Origin of the sequence: Bacteroides sp. 51 (genome assembly GCF_010500965.1) — a bacterium.
GTDB lineage: Bacteria > Bacteroidota > Bacteroidia > Bacteroidales > Bacteroidaceae > Bacteroides.
On the sequence record NZ_QVMI01000011.1, the window covers coordinates 146,045 to 161,089 of the forward strand.

Annotated in this window: 12 protein-coding genes; 4 read left to right on the forward strand and 8 right to left on the reverse strand. The window is 38.8% G+C overall.

Annotation, left to right across the window (positions count from 1 at the left end):
- The first annotated feature begins 108 nt into the window (after positions 1–108).
- The gene (locus tag D0T87_RS10690; RefSeq protein ID WP_370526839.1) at positions 109–3,216 is read left to right on the forward strand and encodes a glycoside hydrolase family 2 TIM barrel-domain containing protein; all 3,108 of its coding nucleotides are present in this window, start codon (positions 109–111) and stop codon (positions 3,214–3,216) included.
- An 82-nt stretch (positions 3,217–3,298) separates the two neighbouring features.
- Here D0T87_RS10690 and D0T87_RS10695 read toward each other — a convergent pair whose 3' ends face one another.
- Positions 3,299–5,773, reverse strand: a complete 2,475-nt coding sequence (locus D0T87_RS10695; protein WP_163175114.1) for a DUF4982 domain-containing protein — start codon at positions 5,771–5,773, stop codon at positions 3,299–3,301.
- 280 nt (positions 5,774–6,053) lie between these two features.
- Between D0T87_RS10695 and D0T87_RS10700 the strand changes: the two genes are divergently transcribed.
- A complete protein-coding gene (locus D0T87_RS10700; protein WP_163175115.1) occupies positions 6,054–6,398 on the forward strand; it encodes a hypothetical protein in 345 nt (114 codons plus the stop codon).
- A gap of 9 nt (positions 6,399–6,407) precedes the next feature.
- Here D0T87_RS10700 and D0T87_RS10705 read toward each other — a convergent pair whose 3' ends face one another.
- Positions 6,408–7,475 (reverse strand): uroporphyrinogen decarboxylase family protein, encoded by a 1,068-nt coding sequence (locus tag D0T87_RS10705; RefSeq protein ID WP_163175116.1) that lies wholly within the window; start codon positions 7,473–7,475, stop codon positions 6,408–6,410.
- A gap of 180 nt (positions 7,476–7,655) precedes the next feature.
- Between D0T87_RS10705 and D0T87_RS10710 the strand changes: the two genes are divergently transcribed.
- Both D0T87_RS10710 and D0T87_RS10715 read left to right on the forward strand, forming a co-directional pair.
- Positions 7,656–7,910 carry a DUF3791 domain-containing protein gene (locus D0T87_RS10710; RefSeq protein ID WP_163175117.1) on the forward strand — a complete coding sequence of 85 codons (255 nt, stop codon included), beginning with the start codon at positions 7,656–7,658 and terminating at the stop codon, positions 7,908–7,910.
- A complete protein-coding gene (locus tag D0T87_RS10715; protein ID WP_163175118.1) occupies positions 7,907–8,587 on the forward strand; it encodes a DUF3990 domain-containing protein in 681 nt (226 codons plus the stop codon). Before D0T87_RS10710 ends, D0T87_RS10715 begins: the two co-directional genes overlap by 4 nt.
- Before the next feature lie 285 nt (positions 8,588–8,872).
- Here D0T87_RS10715 and D0T87_RS10720 read toward each other — a convergent pair whose 3' ends face one another.
- The 6 genes from D0T87_RS10720 to D0T87_RS10745 form a co-directional block, all read right to left on the reverse strand.
- The gene (locus D0T87_RS10720) at positions 8,873–9,796 is read right to left on the reverse strand and encodes a YafY family protein (protein ID WP_163175119.1); all 924 of its coding nucleotides are present in this window, start codon (positions 9,794–9,796) and stop codon (positions 8,873–8,875) included.
- 3 nt (positions 9,797–9,799) lie between these two features.
- Complete coding sequence (locus tag D0T87_RS10725; protein WP_163175120.1) at positions 9,800–10,120, reverse strand: hypothetical protein; 321 nt, start codon at positions 10,118–10,120, stop codon at positions 9,800–9,802.
- A gap of 4 nt (positions 10,121–10,124) precedes the next feature.
- Positions 10,125–10,334, reverse strand: coding sequence for a hypothetical protein (locus D0T87_RS10730; RefSeq protein ID WP_163175121.1), 210 nt, complete (start codon positions 10,332–10,334; stop codon positions 10,125–10,127).
- Between the two features lie 105 nt (positions 10,335–10,439).
- Positions 10,440–11,198 carry a hypothetical protein gene (locus tag D0T87_RS10735; protein ID WP_163175122.1) on the reverse strand — a complete coding sequence of 253 codons (759 nt, stop codon included), beginning with the start codon at positions 11,196–11,198 and terminating at the stop codon, positions 10,440–10,442.
- 19 nt (positions 11,199–11,217) lie between these two features.
- Positions 11,218–12,075: an AbaSI family restriction endonuclease gene (locus D0T87_RS10740; RefSeq protein ID WP_163175123.1), complete on the reverse strand. Its 858-nt coding sequence runs from the start codon at positions 12,073–12,075 to the stop codon at positions 11,218–11,220.
- A 101-nt stretch (positions 12,076–12,176) separates the two neighbouring features.
- Positions 12,177–13,883 carry a hypothetical protein gene (locus D0T87_RS10745; RefSeq protein WP_163175124.1) on the reverse strand — a complete coding sequence of 569 codons (1,707 nt, stop codon included), beginning with the start codon at positions 13,881–13,883 and terminating at the stop codon, positions 12,177–12,179.
- Between the last annotated feature and the right edge of the window lie 1,162 nt (positions 13,884–15,045).

A 15,045-nucleotide genomic window follows, 5' to 3' on the forward strand; every position in this document is an offset into this window, starting at 1 on the left:
TCGCGAACCGCCCCTACAGGAATCCTGGTTCCTGCGGCATCTAAGATTGCCTTGCCATTTACCGGCCTATTAAATAATATATACCAATTTACTGAAATATATATGAACATTAAAAAATACATCCTCTCCTGTAGTCTTGTATACAGCCTCGCCCTTTTGGGTGTAGCAGGACAAGCGCAAAACAACGAATGGCGCAACCCGGAGGTAAACTCTGTAAACCGCGCCCCGATGCATACCAACTATTTCGCATATGAATCCGTAGAAGCTGCTGGTAAAGCTATTAAAGAAGAGTCTGCCAATTACATGACCCTGAATGGCTTCTGGAAATTCAATTGGGTGAGTAACTCCGATCAACGCCCCCTCGACTTCTATCGCATGGACTTCAACGATAAAGGATGGGACAATCTTAAAGTACCCGCTATCTGGGAACTCAACGGCTATGGCGATCCCCTTTACGTCAACATCGGTTATCCGTGGCGGCACCAATATAAGAATAATCCCCCAGAGTTTCCCGTAGAGAATAACCATGTAGGTTCCTACCGCAAGGAGATTACCCTTCCCACCGATTGGAAAGGCAAAGAAATCTTTGCCCATTTTGGCTCCGTCACTTCCAATATGTACCTATGGGTAAATGGAAAATACGTAGGCTATAGTGAGGACAGCAAACTGGAAGCCGAGTTTAACCTTACCCCATACCTGAAACCCGGCAAGAACCTGATCGCCTTTCAGGTATTCCGCTGGTGCGACGGTACCTATCTCGAAGATCAGGACTTCTTCCGCCTGTCCGGTGTAGGGCGTGATTGTTACCTCTATGCCCGAAACAAACAATACATACAAGATATTCGCATCACCCCCGATTTAGATGCGCAATACAACAACGGTACCCTTGATATTGAACTTCAACTAAAAGGTTCCGGCACTGTAGAGCTTCAACTGACCGATTCTAAACAGAACACCATTGCCACCACCACTTTAAAAGGTTCCGGCAAACTTACCACCGCCTTTTCTGTAACCTCACCCGAAAAATGGACCGCAGAAACTCCTTATTTATATCAATTGACTGCTCGTCTGCTTTCCGGCAATACGCTTCTGGAAGCCATTCCTGTTAAGACTGGTTTCCGCAAAGTAGAACAGAAAAATTCCCAGATACTTGTGAATGGCCAGCCTGTCCTTTTCAAGGGAGTTAACCGTCATGAAATGGACCCTGATATGGGCTATATCATTTCCCGGGAGCGAATGATCCAGGACATTAAGATCATGAAAGAATTTAATGTGAATGCCGTCCGCACCTCTCACTACCCTAACAATAGCCTTTGGTATGAGTTATGCGATGAGTACGGACTGTATGTAGTGGCCGAAGCCAATATTGAATCCCACGGCACAGTTTCCGCAACGAATAGTCTGGCCAGTTACCCGATGTATGCCAAAGCACATCTGGAAAGAAACCAACGGAATGTTCAACGGAATTATAACCATCCTTCGGTCATCTTCTGGTCATTAGGTAATGAAGCAGGCTTTGGACCCAACTTCGAGGCTTGCTATAAATGGATAAAGAACGAAGATAATACTCGCCCTGTAGTTTATGAACAGGCTGGTAACGGTCCATGCTCCGATGTGTATTTCCCAATGTATGCCGATTACGAGTGGTGCGAAGAATTCTCCCGAAACCCCGGTTATGAAAAACCATTGATTCAGTGCGAATACGCCCATGCCATGGGTAACTCCGAGGGTGGATTTAAAGAATACTGGGATCTGGTACGCAAGTACTCCAAGTATCAAGGTGGTTTCATCTGGGATTTCGTTGATCAATCCATCCGCTGGAAGAACAAGAATGGTATTGAAATCTATGGCTATGGTGGTGACTTTAACCCATACGATGCTTCCGATTATAACTTCTGTGATAACGGTTTGATCAGCCCCGACCGGGTACCTAATCCTCATATGTATGAAGTGGGATATTTCTACCAATCTATCTGGACTACACCTTCTGATTTGCAGCATGGAGAGATCAATGTGTATAACGAAAACTTCTTCCGTGACCTTTCAGCCTATTATATGGAATGGCAATTACTTAGTGATGGGGAAGTAGTACAAACCGGAATTGTCAATGACTTGAAAATTGCCTCACAACAAACTGCAAAACTAAAACTAAGTTACTCTTTAGCAGACATAAACGAAAATACCGAAGTCTTGTTGAACGTTTATTATAGACTTAAATCGGCTGAAACTTTATTACCCGCTGGCTTTCTGGTTGCCAAAGATCAGCTTGTAATCCAGCCTTATCAGGCACCTGTTATAGACATACAGAATATAACTCAAAGTCATATTAAAACTGTTGCCCCTGTTGCTATCGACAATGATATGTATTATCTAATTGTAAAGGGGGAAGATTTTGTCCTTGACTTTAGCCGCCGCGATGGCCTCTTGTGCAGATATGAAGTAGGAGGCAGGGTAATGCTTAATGAGGGTAGCCGTCTTACTCCAAACTTCTGGCGTGCTCCTACAGATAATGATATGGGTGCTAACCTACAGAATAAATACCGTGTCTGGTTGAATCCTGAAATGAAACTGACTTCACTTAAACACGAATCAGCTAACGATCAGATCACTGTTTCAGCCGAATATGAAATGCCTGTAGTTTCTGCAAAACTATCATTGAGTTATACTATATCTAATAAGGGTGCTATCAAAGTTACTCAAAAGATGACGGCAGATAAGAATGCGGAAGTCCCTGATCTTTTCCGTTTCGGGATGCAACTTCAAATGCCACAATCTTATGATGAAATTGAATATTATGGGCGTGGACCTATAGAGAACTATTCAGACCGTAATCATTCTACCTTTATCGGGAAATATGCTCAAACTGTTTCCGAACAGTTCTATCCTTATATCCGTCCGCAGGAAACGGGTACGAAAACAGATATTCGCTATTGGAATCAACTGAATACCGGTGGTTATGGATTACAGTTTGTGGCAGAAGATCCTTTCTCTGCTTCCGCTTTGAATTATTCCATTGCGTCTTTGGACGAAGGTACCCACAAGATTCAACGTCACTCTCCCGAAGTTACTCCGGTAGACTGCATCAATCTATGTATTGATAAAGCACAAATGGGATTAGGCTGTGTCAATAGTTGGGGGGCATTGCCCTTGCCGCAATACCGCTTACCTTATGGAGATTATGAATTTACGTTTATTATTGATCCGGTAGGGAAATAGAGTGTATGTTACAATGTTTGAAGAATAGTGCTGTTTCTTAAGAAGAATAGCACTATTCTTCTTAAGAAACAGCGCTACAAACTTATTTCGTGGTAATCATAATCTTGCCACTCTTCAAACCTTTTGCCTTCGCTTCAAACTGGATATTCCCTGCGGTTTCCCCAGCTTGTACGATTGCTGTCAACTGTCCGCTGAAGGCGTGCATCTGTGGCAAATGGAACAGATCGAGGCAAGTAGCATCTCCATTGGCGGAGGCGCGGTATTTACCAGCTCCTTTTGTAGAGAAGTTAATCAGGCGGTTGTCATGTGGGCAGAGGTTACCGTCTTTATCCACTACGCTTACCGTAATGTATGCCAGATCTTTACCATCGGCGGTGAGTTCTTTCCTGTCAACGGTTAATTGTATATGATCCGGTTTTCCGGCGGTGCGGATGATCTTTTCTTCTACAGGTTTTCCCGCTTTGTCATAGGCTAGGACTTTCACTTCGCCTGGTTCGTACACAACGTCCATCCACATCAGGCGGTAGCGGTGTTGCAGGGACTCGTTGCTCTTTTGCTTTTTACCGTAACTCTTACCGTTGACGAATAATTCGGCGGTGGGGTAGTTGGTATATACAAATATCGGAGTGATTTCACCTTCACGTCCCTGCCATGTCCAGTGTGGAAGTACGTGTAGGGTATTTTCCGTCTTGTTCCATTGACTGCGATAGAGGTAATAGCGATCTTTCGGCAGACTTGCCAGGTCGATGATACCAAACAAAGAACTGTGGCTTGGCCATGCGTCGGTATCATACGGCGATGGTTCGCCCAGATAGTCGAATCCTGTCCAAACGAATTGCCCGATGGTCCACTGATGATCATCGGCCAGCGCAAAATCGTCATCCGGTACGTTAGCCCAGGAACAGTATTCCAGGTCGTAAGAAGAAGATTGGTGGTCGTCATATTTGGCATGCGGGCGTTTCTCTACCGGGAATTTATATACGCCGCGTGAACTTACAGTAGAAGCGGTTTCGGAACCAAGCACAATGTTCTGCGGTAGCATATCGTATGCTTCCTGATAGCGGTGAGCGCGATAGTTCAAGCCCGGTACATCAATCATGGCTGCGAAACCGTTGTTTAGTACGCAGGTCACCTGATCCATTCCGCAGGTCACCGGACGGGTAGGGTCTTCGCGGTGGCAGATGTCTTGCAGGAAGGAAGCTACTTTGTAGCCTTCTTCGCTACACTGGGTGGGTACTTCATTTCCGATGCTCCACATCACTACACAAGGGTTGTTGCGGTAATTGTGCAGCATGTTTACCATATCTTTCTCCGCCCATTCGTTGAAAAAGCGGTGGTATCCGTTTTTGCATTTGGCAATGTCCCATTCGTCGAAAGGTTCTATCATCATCATAAAGCCCATTTCGTCGCAAAGGGCAACAAGTTCGGGGGCAGGCATGTTGTGTGCCGTGCGGATGGCGTCGCAACCCATATCTTTCAGCATGGTAAGTTGGCGGCGTAGAGCAGCAACATTGACGGCGGCTCCCAATGGGCCAAGGTCGTGATGGTTGCACACACCCTGGAATTTACGGTGCTGACCGTTGAGGTAGAACCCTTTATCGGCAATGATCTCAATATCGCGGATACCGAACCGGGTGGTGTACTCATCGACTAACTTTTCGTTTATATAGATTTTGGAAACGGCTTTGTATAAGTGAGGTGTTTCGGGCGACCACAATTCGGGAGCATTAACGATAAAGTTTTGCTCGAATGGTTGTCCGTGGTTGATTTTGCGGGTATCGTCTTTGGATGCAACGATGGTTCCCGCAGGTGAATGTATTTCTGTTTTGATGCGTACAAATTCTTTTCCGGCATTCTCAATGCGGGTTTGCAAACGTACAGAGGCCGTCTCGAGGCAGGGCGCCCCGTTTTCGATGCGGATATCGCCATTGGGTACAAATTTGCTGCTAATATATGTTCCCCACACGGGTACATGTACTTTATCGGTGGTTACTACGTGTACATTGCGGTAAAGTCCGGCTCCGGGATACCAACGGGAAGATTGCGGACGGTTCTCTAATCTTACGGCAAGTAGGTTGGGGGTTCCGCTTTCGTTGAGTAAATCAGTCACGTCGCAGTGGAAAGTATTATAACCAAAAGGCCAGAAACAGGCTTCTTTACCGTTAACATAAACGCGGGCTTCGCTCATAGCTCCATCGAAGATAAGGGTAACCCGGCGATCGTTGCTGTTGTCTACACTGAATTGGGTGCGGTACCAGCCGATACCGACATAAGGTAAACCTCCGGTGCGTCCGGTTTTTACGGAAGACGCTTTCTCAAAGTTCTGGCTTACGGCAACGTTCTGCAAGTCGTGGTTACGGTCGAATGGTCCGAAGATGGCCCAGTCATGAGGAATGGTCACGGTTTCCCAGCGGGAGTCGTTGAATTCCGGGTTCATGGCTTCGGGATAATCACTTTTAGTGAACTTCCAGTTCTTTTCCAATAACTGTTCGGTACGTTGTGCCGAAAGTGACAAGCTGACGGTTAGGAGTGTAAGAAGGAATACTTTTAGTTTCATAGTGCCTTTATCAAATGGTTTTTTACAAAAGTACAATATCTTTTGTTTTTTTCTTGTGCTTGTGATTTTTCTTTTTGCCTGGCGACTGATTAGATAAACAATGATTTAATAACTAAAAAATGAAAACAATGAAATGGTTTACTAAAACAGAAGCAATGAAAAGAGATAGAGTGTTTATCGGAACATTAACCATTCTATTATTGATTAAGTATGGCTATCCTTTACTTAAGCAGGCTATATATTATTTATTTAATTGATAACAATCAAACACAATACAACCATGAATACATTTACTAAAATCGCTGTGATCGTTGTTATGATTGTAGCTGGCGCACTATTGAATACATTTTTTGTACCCAAACTTGTAGGAACTCCATTAGAACAATTCTCCATAGGGCAATTATTTGTTGTTCCTATTTGCTACCTGATGCTTACCTGGCTGTATAAGAAAAGGTATACTCCCATGAAGCGGTTGGCAGTAGTAGTTATTACGCTCTCTGTTTATTGTATTGTTGCAAATTTTTTTAAATGGGACAGGGTTGTGGGTACTTTAATCCCAATGTTATGTGGGGCATTAGTCGTATATCTGACTCTGTTTATTAATAAACCCAAGGTAAAAGCCTGATCTGCTATTTTAACCTTTAATATACTGTCTCGCTGCCTCTACCGTGCGGAAAATCGTCCGAACTTTCTCATCGTCGGTTTCCGCATCCATATTAATGCAGCATACTCCCGTTAGATAAGGATTGCCGGATGCGGCTATGCCATCTGTAATGATCTTCTCAATTTCGGCATGTGAATAGCTGTTGATAGCCGTAGGATCCAGTCTGATATTCAATAGTGTACTGGGCAGATGTTTACGGATTTCAGCAATGTCGCCTCCCCAACCCAGGTCGAAGAAATCAAGGAATGGCAGATCGCCATACGCTGCGGCATGGCGGTGAGGGTCGCGGCCGCAATAGTGAATGCCGTACGGACGATACTTCCGGCTCCATATTGCGTCAATAGGAAACAGAAATCTCCGGTAATCTTCTTCCGAAATCATGGTATGTGTGCATTCCGAATGTAGATATACGGGCTTTTCGATATGGCGTACCACCCGGTTTACGGAGATGGAGTTCGTGTCGCTCTGCGATTGTATGAAGGTGAAGAAACGTTCTACTACACGGGCAATCTTCTGAAAATACTGTTCGCACTCTTCCGGTTGCATCACCATGTCCATCAGTGCGTTTTCTCCTTTCAGGTCGATGGCCAGGTTGAGTACGCCGCCCCAGTTGATATCGCCACACACATAGCCGTATTTGGCTTTGAGTGCTTCAATCAGTTTAAGTAGTTTTTTGAAATCACTGCTTTGGAAAGCGGCTTCTTCGTCAATTTCAAAGTCCTCGCGATAGGGGCAGATAACTTGTGGAGAGGAATTGTCGCTGTATTCAATCTTGCAGCCCAGCATCTCCGAGAGTAAATATCCCGCTGCCAGATGAACGGCTCCGATCTGTGGAAGGTCTTTATCCTTGTCTGCGCCCAATCCGAATTCGCCAAAACGTTCATAAAGTTCTTTCTCCATTCGGCGCTCATCTTCGACACGCCGTACCGGATGATAGAAGAAATCTTCATCAAAAATGATTCCGGTATGTTTATTCCACCATGACGGATGAAAAACAATGTCGACAGGGAGAAGCGGATAAGTGAACGTTTTCATCATTCTATTTTGTTTTAAAACAGGTTCGTATGGATAAAGACGTGCGAAGTGTTTTTTTGTAATGCCTTCCGTCACTCTTCCGCACAAGTAAAAGTTTTATTGACCGTGTGATTATTTTAAGAGTTTATAATATCTGTACTTCAAATAATTATTATCTTCGCATAGTAACAAGTTAAAGAAAGCATGGATAAGACAATTGAAAACACACGCAAGTTGGATAAAACAACAAGTGATAAAGTTAGTTTTATTAGTTTTATCATACCTGAATTTGCAGCTGCATTTAAAATGGATATGGCGGAAGCATATCATTATTTAGTTCGTTATGGTGGTTTTGACTTTCTGACAAAACATTGGTGGGCATTGCATACCGACAATAAATATTGGACATTGCTTGATATATACGATGTATGCCGTAAAAATGGAGGTTATTTAAAATGAAAGTTTTTCATGGAAGCTATATGGCTATTTCACAGATTGACCTGTCGAAATGTGAGAAATATAAGGATTTTGGACAAGGATTTTATGTTACTCGCTTTCGTAAGCAAGCAGAAGAATGGGCAAAAAGAATCGGGCAAAAACATGGTGTTCAAGGAGTAGTTACTGAGTTTGAGTTTTTCGAAAGCGCATTTTCTTCGTGGAATTATAAAGTATTGCGCTTCGATAGTTATTCTGATGCATGGTTGAATTTTATCGTATTAAACAGAAATCCAAGTAATGAAAGTCCTGCACATGATTACGATATTGTAGAGGGTCCTATTGCTGATGATAAAATACAGCGACGTTTAGATAAGTTCTTAAAAGGCAAAATTTCAAGAGAAGATTTTCTTAACGAACTCCGATATCATGAAGATACCCATCAAATTTGTTTCTGTACACCCAGAGCATTGATGATGATTGAAAATGAGACAGATACAAACATAGATGTCTTGTTTAATATCGAAGATATTGGAGAGCGAATAATAGGAACGCTAATGCTTGACTACGATATTGATGAAGAGAAAGCTACTGATATTTTCTTTTCTTCTCAAACTTTCCTTCAATTATCAGATGAATCTACTCAGCTTTTTAAGAAAAACTGGCAAGAAATTTATGAACTCTTAAAGCAGGAATTATAATTCCTCTAACCCAATTCTCATAATCGCAACCAAGGTGCCAGGAACTCCTGGATTTTTATATTCTTTTCAAAATCAGCACTATAATGAGTTAAGTAGAAAACTAGTTGAATACTTAAATTATCTCTTTGTTTTAGTCCTAAAAAAGGTCGGTGCCATCCTAGTGAGATGCCCTAGGCAAACCATTAGGATGCCTAAGGCATCCCAACTACATAGTAACTATACAATAACTAACAATCTACTTTTAAGATTTACTCCTATATTCACTAATCTTGTAATTGCCCCTCCTCATGATAAGTCTTCTTCTGAATAGCAATAAGCCTTATTCATTTTTTCAATGATTGACGAAAACTTTTTGCGAAACCAATCGGGAGATATTACTTCTATTTCATCGCCATGTGACAAAAGTTCCTGATAGAAATCGTGAGTAGGACGGATATAATATTGGAATATAGAAAAAGTATCCTCAGATAACAATTCTTCCTGGCTATGATGTAATGGTAGAGAACGAATATAATCCTTTTTTATCCCATAAGCTTTAATCTGAATATGTTCTGACTTAATAGCCTCGTTGACGATAATTCCATAATGAACACTGAAATAATCTTGTGGGTGAAAAGAGGAAGGGTATTCAAACCTATCTTCAGTTATGATAAAGTCTTTTATTCTATCAAGTGAATAAATCCGTAATTGCTTTCGTTCTATGTTAAGCGCTAGTAGATACCACCGCTTTTTGAAAAGTTTTAAACAATATGGTTCCACTTTGAGTGTTGTAGCTTTATCCTGCACGAAATTTTGATAAACAATCTGACAAATGCGATTTTCCTTCATGCTTTCTATTGCAGATGATAGAAATACTCTGCCCGATGGTATATTCTCCAAAAGAATCCTGTCTTGCAGCTTGTTGTTGTCCTTTAATAGATAGTTTACAGAAAACGTGTCCAATATCCAATGTCGGAGCGCATTGTTTTTAATAGAGTCATCATTCTCTATGTAATAATAGTTTCCTGCACTCTTATTGCATATAATATCTATATCGAAGAGTTCTTCAATGGCTCTCCGATGATTATGAAACGTGCGGAGAGAAAAAGGTTTCCCTCCGCTAAGTTCACTATTTATCCATTTTCTGCTGATGTCTTCAAAAGTGATTTTACCGGAACGGTAGATTATATCTACCAACCAAAGATATCTGTTAAATAAATCTCTTGTCATTTGCTAATTTGACGCCCAGTGTATTATTTCCATAACCGATTCATTTCCGCAAAATCCGGCAATCATCATAATTCCTCCCCATGCCACAAGGGCGCATGTATTGGCATAAGCAAGTTTTTTGATAAAGATATCAAATTCAGGGTTTACCCAAAAATCGCGCGGAGCAATGCTCATTTCCACACTAAATGTATAGCCGATAAAAAAAGCGGCTACACCTATCAATCCGAATAATCCCATTGTTGCGGAGAACATCCATAATAGAATATCTGCAACAATAATTAATGCAATGTTGCAAAGTAATAAAAAACCTGTGATACATCCCATACTTTTATTTTTTACTTCTGATTTTAGCTATATCTTCTCTCATTTTGGAAATAGTCTTTTTTATTGATTCGATCTTTTTCTTTTCTCCATCTATTTGATATGTCGCACGACCGCTACGGCGGAAGTGAGCAATATTACTTTGGCAAGCTTTTATCTTCCCTTTTTCTTGTTCAATACGCTTTTTGATGTTTTCTATTTCCGATTTTTTATCCATAATATTATAGTTTAAAGCTGATAATAATCTGCGATATGCTCTCAGATACATTTATTCTCTTAAATTAATTCAATACGTATTCAGTGTACTTAGGTATTTCGACTATTAAACCGTACCCTCTGTAAATAACGAATATAATAGGAAAAATATAATGACCACGGAGACAATAACTATCAAGCTCAACTTAGCTCTCTCCATCTTCGTTTTCCATTCTTTCTGCTTAGATTCGAAATAGGAAATTATTGAATCGTCAGGAGCAATGGATTTTAGTACTGCAATGTTAGTGTCGAATTTTGATATGTCGGATGCTATAGCCTTGTTTGTAGAAAGGAGACCTTCAATCTTTGAATCTATATTAGTACTCAATTTGGCAAGAGTAGCCTTGATTTTTTCTGAATCACTGGAAAAAACTTCAATTTCTTCTACCTTCTTTTTTGTGGAAGACGCTACTGTAAGTGTTATATCCTTTTCCTTTTTGGGAGCATTGAACAATCCACTAAACAAACCTGTACTTTTTGATTCTGCAAGTTGGTCGTCCAAATCGTTTAGAGCTTCGCGCCATTTTTCTACTTTCTGTTGGTAATGCGGTATCACACAATTGTCTTTATTGAGACTTTTTAATCTTATTATATTATCTTCGAGTTCGGAAATTTCATTCTCGATTTGTTCTTTGTGATACTTTAATGTATATCCCAAGCGATCTTTCTTTTGTCCCTTTCTTTTCATCTCTCTGTAATCAGAAAAATGATCATTGATTCTATCAGAAGAACATGATAAGTCATCTATACGATCTTGTATATCCTCTTCTTTATCACTGATTCTTTTCTCTCGAATCTCTTGAGCTCGTTTACCTGTAACTGTCATTTATTTTACGATTTATATGTTATACATAAAGTTTATAATAGTCCTCGATACGTTTCCAAACACATTTATTTTCCTTAAGTGATTTATCTCTATCAATTTCAAACACTCCTACGAAGCGATAAAAACAAAAGCCCAGTTCATCTTTTCCGCGGAAGAAAGTTATCCGGTGGTGAGGATGATTGATCCAATGGTTTACATGATTGGTACGCTCCTTTTCATCGGTCTTATTGTATTCATAAATGGTTAATTCATCTTCCGATAATTCATTGCCCCAAATTCGGTGATTGCTATTGGGGCACCATACCGTAGTATTCTTTTCGTATGGAAGAGCAACTCCCGATACACGTAAGAACCCTCTGTGTTTAGCCTTAACATTGAATATGGCAAAAGCTTCATCAATGGTACGTACACTATCTTTTTCATTGGCAGATAAATATCCTTTCTTTTGATGGTATTCTACGGAAAGAGTATTATCACCTTCCCACGGTTTGAATTTTTCTCCTTGTTCGTCTATTTTTCTGCGAATAAGTTCTACTACCTCTGTTATTTGTAAATGAATACTCTCCAATGGAGTGTCACAATCGATGATCTTAACTTCGGCATGGGTAACGTTGACTATTTCTTCATTTCTCACCCGGTCTACCTCTTCATTGTTTTTGTGAAACTCTTCATTTATTTCGATGAAAAGGTTTATTTGTGGAAGATATAAATCTGCCATAGCATATTTATCTTGTGTACGCCGAATGTATTGTTGTGTAACAAATTGCACCTTGTCATTATCTAATTGATTCCAGATTCGGGCAATGACATAAGTTTCAATCCTTTTCTTACTAATTTTAGCAAATAAACGAGAGATGTAATCTAATTTGTAATCCATAGTATGTAGTAATTGGGGTTTTGATTAATCATATAATATTTGTTGTTAGTATAATTGTATATAACAGAGAAGGAGTTCCTAAATTCTTATCAAAAGATTTATTATTTTGCTTTTGTCTTAAGTTTCAATACCTTGATCATTCCAGCATTAAATTGATTTATATTATACTTGTTTTTTATCTTGCTTTCTATCTCTTTATTTATATCAGTGTATAATTCATACGTACCTGATTTTTCAAACCTTTTTATTTTCTTATCAACAATCCATTTTTGATATACTTTTAGTTCTTCTAATGTTAATTTTGTTGGTGGTAGGAATTTATCCCTAGCTGGTGACCATTTACCAAATTCTAAGAAATAATAAATTAAATCATTATCAGATATTAATTCATTTTCCATTTCTGTTTTCTTTTCCTGTAGTCTTTTCGCAATATTTTGTTTCAATGGTTCATAATCATAAACATATTCATCTCGTATATTTTTCTTTCCAGTATATTTTCTATTCTTAAGTGCATAATCCCATGCAGTCTCATTTGTTAAAGAGCCATCAATCTTTTTGAGGTCATTAATAACATTATTCTTTTTAATTCTAAAATCTTCATATTCATTTTTTATTATTGATAACCAATCTTTATAATTCTCAATAAACCTTTTTATTTCAGAATTATTGTGGCGAGTTTGAAATATTGTATCTTGCGCATATTCATATAAAAAATTCCTAGTAAATACGAACCATGCACTTTCAACCAATTTGTCATCAATTTTTATATAATGTTCGTTATTGTCAAAAGATGATAAATCTGCTGTATCTATTTGGCTTTTGATTTTTTTCCAGTATTCCAATGCTTCGTTTATATCTTTTTGCTCCTTTGCAGTTTCTTTATTTCTTTCTAATTGATCTATAATGTGTTGTGGTACATTACCAATTAATGTTTTATTATTGGGTACTTCTAATACATAATAATAACATGAGTTATCAATCTTATCATCAGATGTATTACTTCCAATTACTTCGGTCATAAAATACGAAACAATATCAGTACAATTCATATAATACGTGAAATATGGAAATGATTCACCACCATGTTTAACTTTTACGATTTCATATTGATCTTTATTTTGTATGTCTTCATCGGTAAAATTGAGTTCATTACCCCAACCTTCAGGTTTCATTTCGATGAATCTTCGTACATATCCATTATCATCAAATTCATATTTATATTTGTATCCTAATTTAGTAACGGATTCGGATGTTCCTACTTGTACGCCATTTTTAAAGGAGGCATTATAATTATTACCAAATCTTGTATCAGACACAAATAATTTTCCATCTAGCAATCCATTTATCATTGAAAATGTAATATTCGTTTTTGTTGTTCCAGGATTATGTGGAGTATATTCCCATTTCTTGTAAATATATGAATATGAAGCCTTTTTTTCTGTGGTATTTTGGATATATGAAAAAGATCCATTCATTACTCCAGGGTTAGATTCGGAATAACTTCTTTTAAAACTAATATTGCCAGTTATTGCAATGCTGTTACCATTAATCCAGTTGGAAAAAGATATGGTTCCCGTCCATACACCAATCTTTTTACCATTTTTCATTCTACCATTAATAATGGTTGATCTCGCTCCACCATTATTGCTTTTTAATGTTTGAGTAAGTTTATAACTTCCATTTGGAACAAAATCAATTTCTTGATATGTAGCAATGCATTGTTCTTGAAGATTTTGTGTTGTTGTTTTTTGTGAAAAACTAACTGATGATATGAATGTCATCAAAGAGAATAAAACTATTTTTCTCATAATATTGTTTGTTTTTTAAAATTAGTACACCATTGTTCTCTACTTTCACTCTTTCTTTTTTCAAAGCAAGAAATATCTATATGCTAACAGTTTTGAATATTCTGGCTGTTTATACAATAGAAAAAGGACACGATCATCACTTTTTCCTCTTTGCTTGGTAAGGCTCTGGTAAGCCCGAAGTTCAAATAAGAAAAGCAGTCCGCGCCCTTTATGGGTACAAACTATGCTATGACTTATTATTTTGAACTTCTTTTTAAATTTACCAGATTTAACCAAGCCAAATAATTGTCTGCAAGTTATGCAATATGTCTTTCTTTTAATATATCTGTTTTTTTTCCTCCTTTTTTATTATACGTAAAGTAAAATAAAAAGGTGGAAACAAACAAACTATTATCAAACAATATCACGAACTGCTTTATTATTTGCAAAATAACAGTGAGAATATGCAACAACTTTGCATATTCTCACTGTTATCTTATAAAATTATATATAGATAATTGCTTAAATTAAGTTTTAATGCAAATGCCTTGGTAGTTGGGTTATAATTCTACCCCTACAGAAGAAAAGAAAAATGTTTTCTTCACCTTGTTATATCTGTCTATTCATCGGCATTTAGGGGGTGAAGGCGAGAAAACCGAAAAGATATAGGAGGAGGGTACGCACATACTGAGTTTAAATAACTATCATTAAGTGTTGTAGTTACAGCATACTATCGTAGCGTCCGTAGGGTACTATGGTGGTGGTCGTTGGGTAGTATCCTACGACTCGTTGGGCGGCATGGTAGCACAGCCAGGGTGGTATGGTAGAATTGCCAGAGTACTATGGTGCATTCTGATCCGAAATCTGCTGCAATTCAATAAGAACTGCTTCCGGATTCTATAAGAACTCGCACTCAACTCTATAGGAACTCAGAGCTAACTCTATAGGAACTCAGCCCGAGTTCTATAAGAGTTTGGTGATTCTACTATATGTTTTCAAAAACATGTAAAAGGTAGCACTCATTTCCTTCAACCCGTTAGTCATGGGGATATAAGAATGAGACTTCCTCTATTTTTTGCTAGCACTCATATAGCATTTGACCCAGTGCAATTGCATATATTTCTTCTTGATGATTTCTCCGATTTTGGGTCTGGTGCTACCAGTGCTAGACGAATGCTAGCAA